Annotated in this window: 13 protein-coding genes; 8 read left to right on the top strand and 5 right to left on the bottom strand. The window is 68.1% G+C overall.

Annotated elements, in window-relative coordinates; translation table 11 throughout:
* Positions 1-141 precede the first annotated feature (141 nt).
* The 3 genes from OHA70_RS37780 to OHA70_RS37770 all read right to left on the bottom strand — a co-directional run bounded on the left by OHA70_RS37780 (position 142) and on the right by OHA70_RS37770 (position 2,663).
* The gene (locus tag OHA70_RS37780) at positions 142-837 is read right to left on the bottom strand and encodes an arginase family protein (protein ID WP_328326321.1); all 696 of its coding nucleotides are present in this window, start codon (positions 835-837) and stop codon (positions 142-144) included.
* Between the two features lie 245 nt (positions 838-1,082).
* A complete protein-coding gene (locus OHA70_RS37775) occupies positions 1,083-2,219 on the bottom strand; it encodes a pentapeptide repeat-containing protein (protein WP_328326319.1) in 1,137 nt (378 codons plus the stop codon).
* Between the two features lie 3 nt (positions 2,220-2,222).
* Positions 2,223-2,663: a hypothetical protein gene (locus tag OHA70_RS37770; RefSeq protein ID WP_328326317.1), complete on the bottom strand. Its 441-nt coding sequence runs from the start codon at positions 2,661-2,663 to the stop codon at positions 2,223-2,225.
* Positions 2,664-3,349: 686 nt separating this feature from the next.
* On the opposite strand from OHA70_RS37770, the gene ffh reads away from it, so the two are divergent.
* The 8 genes from ffh to OHA70_RS37730 all read left to right on the top strand — a co-directional run bounded on the left by ffh (position 3,350) and on the right by OHA70_RS37730 (position 13,907).
* Positions 3,350-4,909, top strand: coding sequence for a signal recognition particle protein (gene ffh / locus OHA70_RS37765; RefSeq protein ID WP_328326315.1), 1,560 nt, complete (start codon positions 3,350-3,352; stop codon positions 4,907-4,909).
* A gap of 193 nt (positions 4,910-5,102) precedes the next feature.
* Entirely contained in the window at positions 5,103-6,458 is a 1,356-nt protein-coding gene (locus OHA70_RS37760) for a lytic transglycosylase domain-containing protein (protein WP_328326313.1), read from the top strand.
* A gap of 474 nt (positions 6,459-6,932) precedes the next feature.
* Positions 6,933-7,985, top strand: coding sequence for a lytic transglycosylase domain-containing protein (locus OHA70_RS37755; protein WP_328326311.1), 1,053 nt, complete (start codon positions 6,933-6,935; stop codon positions 7,983-7,985).
* 24 nt (positions 7,986-8,009) lie between these two features.
* Positions 8,010-9,101, top strand: a complete 1,092-nt coding sequence (locus OHA70_RS37750) for an amidohydrolase family protein (protein WP_328326309.1) — start codon at positions 8,010-8,012, stop codon at positions 9,099-9,101.
* A gap of 195 nt (positions 9,102-9,296) precedes the next feature.
* On the top strand, positions 9,297-10,682 hold the full coding sequence (locus OHA70_RS37745; protein ID WP_328326307.1) for an N-acetylmuramoyl-L-alanine amidase: 1,386 nt from the start codon (positions 9,297-9,299) through the stop codon (positions 10,680-10,682).
* Between the two features lie 131 nt (positions 10,683-10,813).
* Positions 10,814-12,046, top strand: coding sequence for a sensor histidine kinase (locus tag OHA70_RS37740; protein WP_328326305.1), 1,233 nt, complete (start codon positions 10,814-10,816; stop codon positions 12,044-12,046).
* Positions 12,037-12,675 carry a response regulator transcription factor gene (locus OHA70_RS37735; RefSeq protein WP_328326303.1) on the top strand — a complete coding sequence of 213 codons (639 nt, stop codon included), beginning with the start codon at positions 12,037-12,039 and terminating at the stop codon, positions 12,673-12,675. Before OHA70_RS37740 ends, OHA70_RS37735 begins: the two co-directional genes overlap by 10 nt.
* Positions 12,676-12,776: 101 nt before the next feature.
* Positions 12,777-13,907, top strand: a complete 1,131-nt coding sequence (locus OHA70_RS37730; RefSeq protein WP_328326301.1) for a S1 family peptidase — start codon at positions 12,777-12,779, stop codon at positions 13,905-13,907.
* Positions 13,908-13,955: 48 nt separating this feature from the next.
* Here the strand turns inward: OHA70_RS37730 and OHA70_RS37725 are convergent, their stop codons facing one another.
* Both OHA70_RS37725 and OHA70_RS37720 read right to left on the bottom strand, forming a co-directional pair.
* Entirely contained in the window at positions 13,956-14,741 is a 786-nt protein-coding gene (locus tag OHA70_RS37725) for a M23 family metallopeptidase (protein ID WP_328326300.1), read from the bottom strand.
* Positions 14,742-14,898: 157 nt separating this feature from the next.
* Positions 14,899-16,251, bottom strand: a complete 1,353-nt coding sequence (locus OHA70_RS37720; protein ID WP_328326298.1) for a flotillin family protein — start codon at positions 16,249-16,251, stop codon at positions 14,899-14,901.
* Positions 16,252-16,269 lie beyond the last annotated feature (18 nt).

The raw sequence follows: 16,269 nt of genomic DNA, 5'->3' as shown, positions 1-16,269 counted from the left end.
CCACCGCCATGCCACCCCGTACCGAGGGAGGGAGTTGTGGCGACCTTGAACACCTCGTGGCGACCTCGGACACGTTATTTCGTGTTCAAGGTCACCGGAGGGTGTTGGAGGTTCTGAGTTCTTCCGTGGATGGCGGGCCTTCTAGTCCGTCAGTACTGCGACCAGGGTGTCGGTGAGCTCCGCGGAGTAGCGGCCGTCGGGGTCCAGGTCCGGGTCGAAGATGCCGATGTCGAAGCCGACGCATTTCGGCGAGGCGAGGATCGGCCTGAGGAGCTGGCGCAGGTGTTCGTGCTGCAGCCCACCTGGGTCCGGACTGTCGACGGCTGGCATCACCTCCGCGTCGAGGATGTCGACGTCGAGGTGAACCCAGAAGCCGTCCAGGTCATCGCGCTCGAGATGCTTGAGCACGCCGATCGCCGCGGCTGACGGGTTGTCGATGATCGTGCGAGCCGACCAGTCCGGGATGCCCGCTGCTCTGAGGCTGTCCAGGTAGGCCTCGTCCTCGCGATAGCCGAGCATCACGGCGTCGGTGTCGCGCACGTATGGCTTGAGGTTCTCGAGATCGGTGAGATCGTCCTGCCCGCGCCCGGTCACCAACGCGAGCGCCTCGCCCCCGGCGGCCCCGACATACGCGTCGTTGTCGACGGTACGGAAATCCGAATGCCCGTCCAGATAAACCACCCCGTACCGCCCCCGCCGCCGCAACGCGAGCGTCGGCCCGAGCAGGTTGCTGCACTCCCCACCAAGCAACACCACGAACTTGCCCTCATCAACCAACGCACCAACCCGATCAGCCAACTTGACCGTGTAGCCCGCCATCGCCGCCGCGTTGAACACCCCATCCCCAGGCTGCCAATCCCCCCGGTCATACCGAGGCGGCGTCACAACCCCCGCGTCCCCCGCCCCGATCCGCCCCAAAAACCCCTGATCCCGAACTGCCCCCGCCAACTTGTAACACCCCGGCACCGCCCCCGAAACCGGCGGCCGCAACCCCAAATTAGAAGGCCCATCCACCACAACCCTGTCCCGCCCCACAACACCCTCCCTAACCACTAACCCAAATCTTCCGGTTAGCAGAGACCCTACCCCCGCTCCGGCTCACCCCGCCCCTGCCCAGGCCCGCCACCAGTCCCACGCCCCCGAGCCCCATCCCCCAACACCGGCCGCCCCCGAACAGCCCCCGCCGCCCCAGCCTGCCCACTCAAAAACCGCAGACTCGGATGCCCCACACCCGGATCTCCCTTCCCAGCCACGGCGTTCCCCGGCCCCGTATTTCCCGGCCCCGTATTCCTCGGTCCCGTGTTCCCCGGCCCGGTCTTGGCAGATCCTGCGCGACCAGCCCCATCCACCTGCCTCCGCGGACCCGCCCCACCCTTCGCCCGATCAAGCACCCTCTCCCGCCCCACCTGCGCATTAGGAGCATCCACCGGAAACACCTCCCCAGGCGATGCGCGGTAATGCCGCCGAATCTCATCAACCTTCGAATTCAGCTTCTGCCGAATCTCCCCAGCGATGGTCACCCCGGTCTCGGCCGGCATGTGCTTGAGCACCGGCCATCCTCGATGCAACATCGCCCCGATCAACGCCGCCCGTACCGCGCGCCGATGCTCTTCATGAAAGGGAACGACCTCGGCCAACCGGTTACGCACCACTCCATCAGCCAACTGATCGAAATGCATGACTCCCGGCCCGCGAGTGCCCTCAGCGATGAAGGCGTCACGATCCTTCGCCGGTCCGGAAGCCTGCTCGGCGAGGCTGTCCATCGCGGCGAAGGCGCCGGGGTACTGGGGCTTGCGTAGCTTCAGCTCCGGGTACCCCGCCTGGGCGGCGTACAGGTCGAAATCGCTCATCGTCCGGAGCTCGGCGAATCCCTCGATGGCGCCGATCGAGTGCTCGGTCCGTACCGCGTTCGGTTCGTTCGGCGCGTCCACGGCCATCCCAGCGTGAGTTGCCTCATGCAGCACGGTCGCGATCGCCTCGGCACGCTCCTGTGCGGTCGAGGACGGGTCGACGAGATGGCGAAGTACGAGCGGACCGGACAAGCGAATGTCGCCAGTGCTGGGGTTGTAGCCGCCCCAGCTTCCACCTGGCGTCGCATAGAGGTTGCCGCTCCAGCGATCGGTGCCGGTGGGCCGCAGATCCCGCGCCAGCTGATACAGCCGCGCGAATTCCTGGTAGACGGCGGAGTCTCGCGCTACCAGGTCGCCGACATCCGCCATCGGCTACTCCGTCTGATCGGGCGTGGGCTGCACGGGCCAACTGGGCTCGCGCAACTCTCGCTCGATGTGCTCCAGCGACCGCGTCATCGCGCGGATATGAGGTGCCTCCTCCGGTACCGCCCGGTCGGCGATCTCGAAGATCTTGCGGCGGGCTTCCTCCAGCGCCGCGATCTGTTCCTCCACCGGAGCACCGAAGCGATAGGCATCCGCGTGAACCTGTCCGGCTTCGTGGTAAAGAGCACTCCACTCCGGCTCTGGGTCAGGCGGCTCGGCCAGTCGGTCGATCAGGATCTTGGTCCACGAGCGATCGTGCTCGGACGCGTCATCTGGCACCAGCAGGCGAAGTGCAGCCTGCTGCGCGGCGATGTCCGTCTCCGGCTCCGTCCTGATCTTGTCCCGGGCACGCGAGAACGCCGAATTGAACGCGGCGATGTCCAGTGGCATGGGGGACACGATATCGGCGGGCTCTGAGGAGTGGTTGGAGTTATCCACAGGGCGCAGCGGCGGGTTGTAGACGTCTCGTGGGTCGTAGTCGTCGTTCCAGGGGGAGCTGCTGCTGAACTCGATGTCGTTTCCAGTCCATCGAGGGTGCGAGTCATATAGCGGATCGCGTGTGCGTCATCGCCGGCCCGGTCGGCGATTTCCCAGATCTTCTGACGCGTGGAAGCAATCGTGGCCAGTCGTTCAGCCTTGGTTCCAGCACGATGGTCCATGGAGTACAGCACGATTTCGGCCTCGCGCCGCTCCAGGCTCATCCGTTTCAGTCCGAAATCCTCGGCCAGCTGATGTACTCGTTCGAGGGCATATGACCGATCTGTCTCATCCGACAGGGTGTCTGCCAGGTCCAGCAGTTCGCGTTGGACCTGCAGCAGTTCGGTCATCACCGTGACTTGTAGCGCTTGGAACGCCATCACGTAGTGCAGGCTGAACTCGTCGCCGAGCATCGTCGGTCACCCCTGCTGGTCCAACTCGTGTGTCCTGAGAGGCTAGCGACCGCCGTCGATCGGCGCCGTTTGTTATCCACAGGATGCCGGGACGGCGGAGGTACTACCGGGGCCGGTAGACTCGGGGAGTTGCCTGAGGGGTACTGGTGACGTTCTGCTCCACCGGAAGAAACGGACTGTGTTCTCGTGTTCGACACGCTTTCTGATCGCCTGTCCGCCGCCTTCAAGAATCTGCGCGGCAAGGGCAAGCTGACCGACGCCGACATCGACGCGACCGCCCGGGAGATCCGGATCGCGTTGCTGGAGGCCGATGTCGCGCTGCCGGTGGTGAAGGACTTCATCGCGGCGGTCAAGGAGCGGGCCAGCGGCGCCGACGTGCGCGGCGGGCTGAACCCGGCGCAGCAGGTGATCAAGATCGTGAACGAGGAGCTCGTCACGATCCTCGGTGGCCAGACGCGTGAGCTGCGGATGGCCAAGCGGCCGCCGACGGTGATCATGCTCGCGGGTCTGCAGGGCGCCGGTAAGACGACGCTGGCCGGCAAGCTGGCGAAGTGGCTGAAGGAGACCAAGCACCAGACCCCGATGCTGGTCGCGGCCGACCTCCAGCGCCCGAACGCGGTGACCCAGCTCCAGGTGGTCGGCGACCGGGCGGGCGTACCGGTGTTCGCGCCCGAGCCGGGGAACGGTGTCGGTGACCCGGTCGACGTCGCCCGGCAGGCGATGGCCGAGGCCAAGAGCAAGCAGTACAGCGTCGTCATCGTCGACACGGCCGGCCGGCTGGGTGTCGACGAGGAGCTGATGAAGCAGGCCGCGGACATCCGCGACGCGGTCACCCCGGACGAGATCCTGTTCGTCGTCGACGCGATGATCGGCCAGGACGCGGTCACCACCGCGCAGGCCTTCCTCGACGGCGTCGGCTTCGACGGCGTGGTGCTGTCCAAGCTCGACGGTGACGCCCGTGGTGGTGCCGCGCTGTCGATCGCGCAGGTCACCGGCCGCCAGGTGATGTTCGCCAGCAACGGCGAGAAGCTCGAGGACTTCGACGTCTTCCACCCCGACCGGATGGCGTCCCGCATCCTCGGCATGGGCGACGTGATGAGCCTGATCGAGCAGGCGGAGAAGTCGTTCGACGCCGAGGAGGCGGCCAAGACCGCCGCCAAGCTGCAGAAGAAGGGCGGCAAGGACTTCACCCTGGACGACTTCCTCGCCCAGATGCAGTCGGTGCGCAAGATGGGCCCGCTGACCAAGATCTTCGGCATGCTGCCCGGCGCGGCCCAGTTCAAGGACCAGTTGGAGAACTTCGACGAGCGCGAGATCGACCGGATCGAGGCGGTCATCCACTCGATGACCCCGGCCGAGCGGACCGACCCGAACATCATCAACGGGTCCCGCCGGCTCCGGATCGCGAACGGCTCGGGCACCGAGGTGGCCACCGTCAGCGGCCTGGTCGAGCGGTTCTTCGAGGCCCGCAAGATGATGTCCGCGATGGCGTCCGGCAAGGGAATGCCCGGTATGCCCGGGATGCCTGGCATGGGTGGTGCCGGCGGTGGGAAGAAGGCCAAGCAGCAGGCCAAGAAGGGCAAGCCCAAGCGCGGTTCGGGCAACCCGGCCAAGCGCGCCAACCAGGGCCCGAGCGAGCCCGCCGCACCTGCGGCCGGTCAGCTCCCGGCGGCCTTCGGCGGAGGCGGTAAGGACGGGAACTTCGAGCTGCCCGACGACCTGAAGAAGATGCTGGGCGGGAACTGACCGGGAGCGGGCGACCGCCACGCCAGGTAGCCGCCCGCTCCGCCCGCACGATCGGTTACAGAGCGCAAGTCTCCGATCGGCCAGCAACACGGGCCCGATCGTCCCCGGTTGCCCAGGCCCCACCGACCGCTAAGATCATCACTACGCCCGAAGCACTGATGTACTGCGGACTACGTCGTGAGGGACGGTTCGGATGAGGCAGCAGTTCAAGAACCTGGACACGTGGCGGGGTAAGTTGACCGCCGTCTGGGTCTGTATTGCGCCGCCGACCGCCTTGGTCGTCGTGTTCGTGGCCGGTGGAGTCACTTCGAACACGTTCATCGTCGACGCCCAGGCGCTGAGTCAGCCGCGCCAGGACACCGTCTTCGACGAGCTGGCCGGTACCTTGCCATCCGGCCCGGGCGTCGACGGCAGCATCCCGACCGAGCAGCGGTCCCAGATCGAGGTTCCGGTCACCGGAGCAGTGGACAGCCCGCAGCAGCCGACCACCGGCGTCACGGGCGACGTATCGGGCATCCCGGGCACCGTGCTGGCGGCGTACCAGAAGGCAGCGAACGACCTGGCCGTGGCGCAGCCCAACTGCGGGATCACCTGGCCGCTGCTGGCCGGCATCGGCAAGGTCGAGTCCGCTCACGCGAGCGGTGGCCGGGTCGACGCGAACGGTCTCACCCGCGGCAAGATCCTCGGCCCGGTGCTCGACGGCGGCCCGGGGATGTCGGCGATCGCCGATACCGACCAGGGCGTCTACGACGGTGACACCAAGTGGGACCGCGCAGTCGGCCCGATGCAGTTCATCCCGGGGACCTGGAAGTCCTTCGGCGCGGACGGCAACGGCGACGGCGTCAAGGACCCGCACAACATCTTCGACGCGGCCCGTGCGGCTGGTGACTACCTCTGCGCCGGCGGCGCGAACCTGAAGGACCCGGAGGGCCTGGTCCAGGCGGTACTGCGCTACAACCACTCGATGGACTACGTGTCCACCGTGCTCCGCTGGATGCAGACCTACAGCGCGACCCCCGTGACCATCCCGGACAGCACCGACCCGATCGCCCCGCCGGACGACAACGGGAACGTGCAGAACGACCCGACCCCGCCGCCGAACACCCCGGTGACGACGCCGCCGACCACCCCGGCCACGACGCCGAGCAAGACCCCGACGCTGACGCCGACCCCGAGCCCGACCAAGACGACCCAGCCGACGAAGGGCCCGAACGGCGGTACTTCGAGCAGGCCGACGACTCAGCCGACCAGGCCGACGACGCCGACCTCGCCCACGTCGCCGCCGACCAAGCCGACGACGCCGCCCACTCAACCGACGACGCCGCCGACGGACACGCCCACGCCGACCCCGACGCCGACTCCCACCCCGACGCCGACTCCGTGCAAGCCGGACGAGACACCGCCGCCGACCGCGCCGCCAGCGCCGGACCCGACCTGCACCGTGCCGCCGACCACCCCGGCCCCGCAGGACAGCGACTCGCCGACCCCGGCGCCGTCGGAGACGGGCTCACCGAGTCCGGCGAGCTCACTGACCTCCACCCCGGCCTGAACTCGCAAGGCTGCACCCGGCCTGAGGCTGCGACCGAGGCCTGAGTTCGCAGGCCGGGCCGGGGCCCGAAACGGCCCGCTGACCGGTCCCTGAGACCGGAATCGGGTCGTGAACCGTTAAGATTTCCCATCGCTGGGGCTGATCCGTAGGGTCTGACAGGGCCCTGCTGAGCGTGACGGTCAGCCGTTCGGCGCAAATCTCGGACCGCTGGGCTATCGGCTCAGGTAACTTTCCGTCGACTCTCGGTAACTTTCTGGCGCGTGGGTCGTTGGGGGAACTATGCGCCTAACCCGTAGTGGAAACCGTCGGGTCAAAATAATCATCGCTTCACTGTGCACGGCCCCCCTGCTGGTAGGGGCGATCGTCACAGTCGCTTCGGGCGGAGCCGGTGCCTCCGGCCAGCTCGCGGCGGACAGCCCGGTCGCCCCTTCGCCTGGGGCCGGACTGAACAGCGGTGAATTCGACGAACTGACCATGATCGTCCCGCAGCGTCCAGGAGTGGACGGCCGGATCGGATCTGACAAACCTGCCCGGGCCGACGTGCCCGTCCAGGGAGCCACCGACGGCCGGTCCGTGGTCCGGCCGGGACGACCCGGTGCCGTGAACGGCATCCCCCGCGGGGTCTTCCCCGCCTACCGCCGCGCCACCGCGAATCTCGCCGTGGTCCGCCCCAACTGTGGGCTCACCTGGCCGTTGCTGGCCGGGATCGGCAAGGTCGAGTCCGACCACGCCTCCGGTGGCCGGGTCGACGTGGCCGGCACCACCCGTGGCAAGCTGCTCGGCCCGGTGCTGAACGGCAAGCGCGGCATCGGCCGGATCAAGGACACCGACAAGGGCCGGTACGACGCCGACCTGGTCTGGGACCGCGCCGTCGGCCCGATGCAGATCGTGCCGGGCGTCTGGAACGAGTTCGGGGCTGACGGCAACGGCGACGGCTTCCGCAACCCGAACAACGTGTACGACGCCGTCACCACCGTCGCGGTCTACCTGTGCTCCGAGGGCGACGACCTGAAGCGCCCGCGCGATCTGGTCGCCTCGCTGCTGCGGTACCAGCACTCCAAGGACTTCGTCGCCACCGTCCTGCGCTGGATGCGCGTCTACAGCAAGAGCGCGGTCCTGGTGCCGAACCTCACCGGCAAACTGGCCACGCCCAAGACGACCGGCAACGTGGAGACCAACGTGGACCCGCGCGAGGTGCCGGAGGTGCCGGACGACCCGACCACCCCCGTACCGCCGACCACGAAGCCGAGCGTGCCGGCGTCGACCGACAAGCCGCCGACGATCCCGGACCCGATCGCGACGCCGACCGGCCGCCCGACGAGCCGTCCGACGCACACGCCGACCGGCAAGCCGACGCCGCCGCCGACGACGGACACCCCGACGCCGACTCCGACGCCGACCCCGACTCCGACCCCCACGCCCACCCCGACAGAGACGCCGACCCCGACCGAGACCCCGTCCGGCTCGCCCTGCGCGGCCGAGACCAACCCCACGCCCTGCACCCAGGGCAGCGGCTCGCACGGATAACGCAGTACCGGTTACGGTCTGGCAATGACCGAGACCGGTGTACTACGGCTCGCCGGCACGGTACTGCCGGCCGGTGAGCAGCAAGAGCTTCACCTCAGTGGCGGGCTGGTCGTCGACCGGCCCGCCACTGCTGATGTCACCACCGTCAGTACGGGCGGCTGGATCGTGCCCGGCCTGGTGGACGCGCACTGCCACATCGGCCTGGACAGCCATGGCCCGGTCGACCGGGACGTACAGGAGCAGCAGGCGACTGTCGACCGGGATGCCGGGGCCCTGCTGGTCCGGGACGCGGGCTCGGCCGCTGATACCCGCTGGATCGACGAGCGGGAGGACCTGCCCAAGATCATCCGGGCCGGCCGGCACATCGCCCGATCCAAGCGCTACATCCGCAACTACGGCTGGGAGATCGAGCCGGAGGAGCTGGTCGCGTACGTCGAGCAGGAGGCCCGCCGCGGCGACGGCTGGGTCAAGCTGGTGGGGGACTGGATCGACCGCGACGCGGGCGACCTGACCGCCTGCTGGCCGCTGGAGGCGCTCACTGCAGCGATCACTCGGGCCCATGAGCTCAACGCCCGGGTGACCGCGCACGTCTTCGGCGAACACGCCCTACCCGACCTGCTGGCCGCAGGCATCGACTGCATCGAGCACGGCACCGGCCTACTGCCCGACATGCTCGACGACATGGCCGCCCGTGGCGTTGCCGTCGTCCCGACGCTCATCCAGCTCGAGAACTTCCCCCTGTACGCCGACCAGGCCGCCGGCAAGTTCCCCGTGTACGCCGACCACATGCGTGACCTGTACGCCCGTCGCCGCGACACCCTGCGCTCCGCCGTAGAGGCAGGGGTGCCCGTCTACGCGGGGACCGACGCAGGCGGCGTACTCGGGCACGGCCTGGTCGCCCAGGAGATCCAGGCCCTCACCACCATCGGCCTGTCCGGCGAACAGGCCCTCGCCGCCGGCTCCTGGGCCGCCCGTACCTGGCTAGGCGCCCCCGCCGACCTCACCCCCGGCAACCCGGCCGACCTCGTCGTGTACGCCGAGGACCCGCGCGCCAACCCGGCCGTCCTCAGCCACCCCGAGTGCATCGTCCTGCGCGGCCGCGTCTACCGCCCCTGACACGCAAAAGTGGCAGGATCACGGCGAAACAGCTGAGTGATCGAACAATTTCACCCCGTGACGGGAAATATTCACGTAACTACTGGCCGCGACGGAAGTTTTTGCCCTACCGTGAGTCGCACCCGCCGACGCCCCTCGGTGGGACGTCCGTCGCGGGAGGCGCGGTGGACGTCGCAAGGGAAGGAACGAACCCCCATGGGTAAGACCGCCCGAGTGCCCAGACTGACCGCGCTGCTCGCCGCAGCCGCTGCCGGAGCCATCGCCCTCAGCGGCGCGCTCCCAAGCACTGCCGCACCAGCGCCCGAACCAACCGGCCCCCAGACCGGATCGGCTGTGCCAGGTGACCTGGCGCAGGCCTTCAACGCAGCCGCCATCAAGTACGACGTACCCCGTGAAGTACTCGTCAGCATCGGCTATGCCGAGTCCCACCTGGACGGCCACAACGGCCTGCCCAGCCAGGACAACGGCTACGGCCTGATGCACCTGGCCAGCAACCCGCAGAACCCGACGCTGTCCGAGGCGGCCAAGCTGACCGGCCTGCCGGTCGAGCAGCTGTCCAAGGACTCGGCGGCCAACATCACCGGCGCCGCTGCCGTCCTCGACTCGTACGCCGACCAGGCCGGCCTCAGCGGGAATGCCCGCACCGACCTGGCCAAGTGGTACTCCGTCGTCGCGAAGTACTCGCACTCCGCCGACGCACCGACCGGCCGGCTCTACACCGACGAGGTCTACCGGATCATCGGTGAGGGCGTCGGCTCGGTCGGCACCCAGCCCAAGAAGGTCACCCCGGACCGCGGCGCGTACGCCAAGGTGGCCCCGCTCGGCACCAAGAGCCCGTCGTCGATCCAGGCGGTCGACTACCCGGGCGCGATCTGGAACGCGGCCTGCACCTGCAACTACCGGGTCGGCCGGACCAAGGCGATCACCACGATCGTCATCCACGTCACCCAGGGCTCGTACGCCGGAACCATCAGCTGGTTCAAGAACTCCGCGGCCCAGGTGAGCGCGCACTACGTGATCCGGTCCAGCGACGGCCAGGTCACCCAGATGGTGGCCGAGAAGGACACCGCCTGGCACGTCGGCTCCGAGAACGGGTACTCGATCGGGATCGAGCACGAGGGCTTCGTGGACCAGCCGTCCTGGTTCACCGACGCCATGTACCGCTCGTCGGCGGCAGTGACCAGGAACATCGCCGAGCGCCGGGGCATCCCGAAGGATCGGGCCCACATCAAGGGTCACTCCGAGCTGCCGAACCAGACCCACACGGACCCCGGTCCGAACTGGAACTGGACCTACTACATGCAGCTGGTCAACGGCGGCAACCCGCCGACGTACAACTTCACCACCTACGGCTCCGGCGTCCGGGTCCGTACGGAGCCGAAGCTGACCGCCTCGATCATCACGGAACTGCCCGGCCCGACCCAGGTCTTCGTGACCTGCCAGAAGCAGGGCGACACGGTCACCGCGGAGGGCACCACCAACAACTGGTGGGCCAAGCTGCGCGACCAGGGCGGCTATATGTCCAACATCTACATCTCCGACCCGAACCCGAAACTTCCTGGGGTTCCTGTCTGCGCGTAGCACCGCCGGTCCCGGGGTCCCAGGCATGATGGGGCCCCGGGCACCCGGGTGAAGAGTAGAGCCTGCTGTACCGACGTGAGCCGCCCTGTTGCGTCAGGATCGATACTGACGACGACGGAAAGGCTCCTGTGATGCTGACGAAGATCCTGGCCCGCGGTGGGCCGGCCAGTGGGTACCTGCTCATCCGGTACCTGAAGGGCATCACGCTGCTCGCCGCACTCCCGATCAGCCTGCTGCTGGGCTGGTTCATCCCCGGCGCCACCGCCGGGCTGGTCAAGCTGGCGAACAGCGAGCGGTACCGGGCGTCGCGCTACCTCAAGCTGCCGGACGCCGTTTCGTTGCCTGACGCTCTGCCGCGGCAGCCAGGCGATGTGGTGACCTTGTTCAAGGACAAGTCGTTCATCCGCAGCCTGCGGCTCCTGCTGATGCCCCCAGTGGTGATCGTCGAGTTCTTCGTGGCGATCTTCGCGATCTTCTCGGTGCCGTCAGCGGTGATCAGCATGGTGATCTGGCCGTTCGCCGGCGGAGACGCCGACATTCTGGGCGTCCCGATCGACTCCTGGTGGAAGGCGCTGACCTTCGGCCCGCTGCAGATCCTGGTCGGGATCGCCTTCCTCGGCTGGGTCGCCCCGGCCACCGCACGCGGTCATGCCAAGGCAGTACTCGGCCTGCTGGCGCCCAGTGCCCAGGAGCTGGAGACGGCGAGGCTCAGCCAGCGGGTGGAGGAGCTGACCCGCACCAGGGCCGGTGCTGTCGACTCGCACGGCGCTGAGCTGCGCCGGATCGAGCGGGACCTCCACGATGGTACGCAGGCGCAGTTGGTCTCGCTGGCCATGCGGATCGGGGTCGCCAAGCAGGTAATGGCAGACGACCCGGAGAAGGCCGCCAAGATCCTCGACGATGCCAGGGACGGTGCAGAGCAAGCAATGACCGAGCTACGCGGCGTACTGCGAACCATGTACCCGCCGATCCTGGCCGACCGCGGTCTGGCCGGTGCGGTCGCTGCACTGTGCGCCCGCAGCCCCATCCCGGTTGAACTGCGCGTAGGCGAACTCGGCACGGTCCCGGCGCCAGTAGAGGCCGCTGCGTACTTCGTAGTCGCCGAATCCCTCACCAACATCACCAAGCACTCCGCGGCCGGCCATGTCGACGTACTGCTGGAGCGGCGCGGCCCTGAGCTCTACCTGGCCGTCACGGACGACGGCATCGGCGGCGCCCGGATCAACGAGGAGGCCGACCTGCTGGGCCGGGGGAGCGGGCTGCGTGGCATGGTGCATCGCGTGGAAGCCATCGACGGTCAGATCGAACTGCAGAGCCCCATCGGTGGGCCGACGACGGTCGAGGTGATCCTGCCGTGCGCGTAGTGATCCTCGAGGACAACCCGATCCTTGCCAAGGGGCTCGGCCTGCTGCTGGGCAACTCCGGGTTCGAGGTGGCCGCTGTCGCGGGTGACGCGGACGAGTTCGCCAAGGCGGTGGCCGAGCACCAGCCGGACATCGCGGTGGTCGACGTCCGGCTGCCACCGACCTTCACCGACGAGGGGCTGCGCGCCGCGATCGAGGCGCGCCGGCTGCGACCTGGCTTCCCGGTACTCGTCTTCTCGCAGTACGTCGAGGAGGTGTACGCCGCCGAGCTCCTGGCCGCCGGGAGCGAGGGAGTCGGCTACCTGCTCAAGGACCGGGTCTCCCGGGTGGACGAGTTCATGGAGGCCGTACGCCGGGTCGCCGCCGGCGGCACGGTCCTCGACCCCGAGGTCGTCAGCCAGTTGATGGTGAAGCGCAGCGACCCGCTGGAACGCCTGACGCCGCGCGAACGCGAGGTGCTCGCGCTGATGGCCGAGGGGCTCGGCAACACCGCGATCGGGCAGAAGCTGGTGATCAGCGAAGGCGCCGTCCACAAACACGTCGGCAACGTTTTCCTCAAGCTCGACCTGCCGCCGACCGACTCGGGTCACCGCCGCGTCCTCGCCGTCCTCGCCCACCTGGGACTCTGACCGCTTTCGGTCAACACCTTGACGACTTGTAATCACTAGGACACTCTCGGTTTCGAGAGCGCTCTCACCGCACCGAACCGCCCCTAGGTGAGGAGAGTCCGATGAAGGTATTTGCTGTCGCCGTGCTTGTAGCGAGCGCGGTAGCCGTCCCATCCCAAGCGATGGCCGCATCGCCTGACCAGCCACTCGCAGTACCGCAGCAGGCGACCGCCATGCAGGCTGACCTCGGTCTGACCGAGCAGCAGGCCAAGGACCGGCTCAAGGCCGAGTCGGTCGCCACCAAGCTCGTCCCGCTCGCCCAGCGCGCAGCGGGAGCCGCTTTCGGTGGTACCTGGTACGACGCCGCTCGGCAGCGACTGGTCGTCGGAGTGACCAGCTCAGCCGTAGCGGACGCAGTACGGGCTACTGGCGCCGACGTGTCGGTAGTACCGGCTACTGCGAAGCAGCTCGACCAGCGCAAGGCTGCTGTCGACAAGCTGGCTGGGAAGGCAGTACCGGCCGCAGTGAGTGGCTGGGCTGCTGACCCTCGTACAGGCAGTGTCGTCGTGAATGTCCAAGCAGGTAAGCGTTCCCAGGCCGTCAATGCGTTCGTGGTCAAGCTGTCGAAGGCCGGAGCGGTCACTGTCCAAGAGGTCACGGCCCAGGCGCCGCGTACCTTCGCCGCCGGTACGGTCGGGGGAGACCCGTACTACACCGGCAACGTCCGCTGCTCGATCGGCTTCTCCGTGTACGGCGGATTCGTCTCGGCCGGCCACTGCTCGCCTGGTGTCGGCGCCAGGACGTTCGGCTGGGATCACTCGAACCAGGGCGTCTTCCGGGGCTCGTCCTTCCCCGGTAACGACTACTCGTGGGTTCAGATCGACAGTGGCTGGTGGACCGTACCGGTAGTGCTCGGCTGGGGACAGGTCAGCGACGCGCTGGTCCGCGGCTCCTGGGAAGCTCCGATCGGTACGTCGGTCTGCCGCAGCGGCTCTACCTCGCACTGGCACTGCGGCACCGTCACGGGCAAGAACGAGACCGTGAACTACGGCAACGGCCAGCTCTTCTACGGCGCCACCAGGACCAACGTGTGCGCCGAGCCCGGCGACTCGGGTGGCTCGTTCATCACCGGTGACCAGGCCCAGGGCGTGACCTCTGGTGGCTGGGGCAACTGCAGCAGCGGTGGTGAGACCTGGTTCCAGCCGGTCAACGAGATCCTGAGCACGTACGGGCTCACACTGCACACCGCATAGCAGGATGGCCGGGCCCACCCCCAGGGTGTGGGCCCGGCCCGCCTCAACTCAACAGGTCGGAACGCCTGGCAGTACCGCGTTCGGATCGTCGATGTAGATGTTGCTGATGTACCCGGCCGGGCTGGCGAGCTTGGCCCACCAGTTGTTCGTGTAGCCCTCCGCGTTGACCGTGTCTCCTTGCTTCTGGCAAAGGACCCGGACCGAGGTCGGACCGCTCAGGGTGGCGACGACCGGCGAGCTCAGGTGCGCGTCGGAGCGGACCCGGACGCCGGAACCCCAGGTCATGAAGGGCTTGCCGGGCTGGCTGCCGCAACCGTTGTCACTGGTCAGGAAGGCCGAGCCGTACGAGCCGGGGTAGGACAGGCCCGTTCCGTTGATGACGATGTTCTGGCCGACCCCGTTGAGCAGTTGCTCGTAGTGGATGTGCGGGCCGGTGACGTTGCCGGTGGCACCGGTCACGCCGATCTGCTGGCCCTGGGAGACCTGGGCGCCCTCGGCAACGGAGTACGAGGAGAGGTGGAAGTAGTAGGTCTTCCAGCCGCCGCCGTGCTCGACGGCGATGTAGTTGCCGGCTCCACTGGGCTGGGAGAACCGGTGCGCGGTGCCGGCCGCGGAGGCCAGTACGGGAGTCCCGTTGGTGACTCCGCCGTCGGAGCGGATGAAGTCGAGCGCGCGGCGGACCTCGGCCGAGTGGTGGCTGTAGGTCCATTGCTGGCCACACGGGAACGGGGCCTTGAAGTTCGGCGCGGCCATCGCCTCGGTCGGTACCGCCACCAGGGTGGCGGCACCGACCAGGAGCGAGGCTAGAACAGCGAGAATTCGTCGGACGGGCACGGTGATCAGTCCTTCGGGGCGACCTGTCACGGATGGTGAGATCCCTGACGCTTGGAGTGATGTGCTCACAAGCTAACGCAGGTTTCGTGACTTAGGAACTGATCACGCGGGTGAATCGTTAGTGATTAACCTGTGGTCGAAAGGCTTCCCACAGGTGTCAGGCCGGGGTGTTCTCGTCCGGTACCGCTTCGAGCGTCGGCGTCTTGCCGTTGCTGGACAGCGACTCGATCAGCTGCTTGGCCAGCGCGAAGCCCGAGCCGCCCATGGTGATCGTCTTGACCAGGGTGTCCTCGATGCCCTGGGCACCGTTCAGCACGACCATGTTGCCAACCTTCTCGAAGGACGACGCGGCCGCGCGAACGATCTCCGGGTAGGCCTCGGCGAGCTGCTGCGCGACGACGGCGTCGGTGTTCGTGGCCAGGGCCTCGGCCCGTGCCTTGATACCGGCCGCCTCGGCCATCGCCTTGGCCTGGACGGCGAGCGCCTCGGCCTTACCGTTCAGCTCGGTCGCCTTCGCCTGCGCCTCACCGCGAAGGGTGACCTCGCGAGCCTGCGCCTCGGCAGCGGCGATCTGAGCGTCGCGGTCGGCGGCGGCCAGCGTGCGCTGCCTGTACGCCTCGGCATCGGCCGGCTTCAGTACCGACGACTCCAGCTGCTTCTCGGCCAGCGACGCGTTCAGCTTCGCGGTCTCCGTCTCGGCGACCACGACCTCCTGGCGGGCCAGCGCCTCGGCCAGCGGGCCGGACTGCGACGCCTTCGAGTTCGCCTGGTCGACCTCGGCCTGGTACCCGGCGCGGGCGATCGAGCTCTGCCGTACTGCAGCCGCCTTGGCCGCCTCGGCGACCTGCTCGCGCTCGGTGGCTTCCCGGTCCCGCTCGGCCCAGGCGATCCGGGCCGCTGCCTCGACGGCTGCGGCCTGCGGACGGCCGAGGTTCTTGATGTAGCCGGACTCGTCGTCGATCTCCTGGATCTGCAGCGAGTCGACCACCAGGCCGAGCTTCTCCATGTCACCGGCCAGCGAGCCGCGGATGTTCGTGGTCAGCGTCTCCCGGTCGTGCAGCATCTCCTCGACCGTGGTCGAACCGACGATCGCCCGCAGGTGACCGGCGAACAGCTCGTGGATCGTGCTCATCACCTGCTCGTCGCTCTGCTCCAGGAACCGCCGGGCCGCGTTCGCGATCGAGCCGTAGTCGTCACCGACCTTGTACGCCGTGACGCCCTTGATGTGCAGCGGAATGCCCTGACTCGACACGCAGGTGACCGTCAGCGGCGTGGCCCGGATGTCGAGCGGCAGCCGGCGAACGGTCTGGAAGCCGGGCAGCACGGCGGTACCGCGGCCGACGACGATCTTGAAGCCGAGCGTCTCGTTGATCTGCTCCTGGCTCGAGTGCGCGCCGAGGCCGGAGATGATCAGCGCCTCGTTCGGCTCTGCCACCCGCCAGACCATCCGGAACAGGATCAGGAGGACCACCAGCGCGACGGCGCCGGTGATCAGGTACGTCCAGAGCATTTCCCCTCCAGGGAACAG

It is taken from the genome of Kribbella sp. NBC_00382 (assembly GCF_036067295.1).
Taxonomy (GTDB): domain Bacteria; phylum Actinomycetota; class Actinomycetes; order Propionibacteriales; family Kribbellaceae; genus Kribbella.
This window is presented reverse-complemented; position numbering and strand designations above follow the sequence as displayed.

Bases quoted from the DNA above. Each gene is read 5' to 3' on its own strand.
- OHA70_RS37760 (WP_328326313.1), top strand. From the start codon at position 5,103: ATGAGGCAGCAGTTCAAGAACCTGGACACGTGGCGGGGTAAGTTGACC.
- OHA70_RS37775 (WP_328326319.1), bottom strand. From the start codon at position 2,219: ATGGCGGATGTCGGCGACCTGGTAGCGCGAGACTCCGCCGTCTACCAG.
- OHA70_RS37770 (WP_328326317.1), bottom strand. From the start codon at position 2,663: ATGCCACTGGACATCGCCGCGTTCAATTCGGCGTTCTCGCGTGCCCGG.
- OHA70_RS37720 (WP_328326298.1), bottom strand. From the start codon at position 16,251: ATGCTCTGGACGTACCTGATCACCGGCGCCGTCGCGCTGGTGGTCCTC.
- OHA70_RS37755 (WP_328326311.1), top strand. From the start codon at position 6,933: ATGATCGTCCCGCAGCGTCCAGGAGTGGACGGCCGGATCGGATCTGAC.
- OHA70_RS37730 (WP_328326301.1), top strand. From the start codon at position 12,777: ATGAAGGTATTTGCTGTCGCCGTGCTTGTAGCGAGCGCGGTAGCCGTC.
- OHA70_RS37750 (WP_328326309.1), top strand. From the start codon at position 8,010: ATGACCGAGACCGGTGTACTACGGCTCGCCGGCACGGTACTGCCGGCC.
- OHA70_RS37745 (WP_328326307.1), top strand. From the start codon at position 9,297: ATGGGTAAGACCGCCCGAGTGCCCAGACTGACCGCGCTGCTCGCCGCA.
- OHA70_RS37740 (WP_328326305.1), top strand. From the start codon at position 10,814: ATGCTGACGAAGATCCTGGCCCGCGGTGGGCCGGCCAGTGGGTACCTG.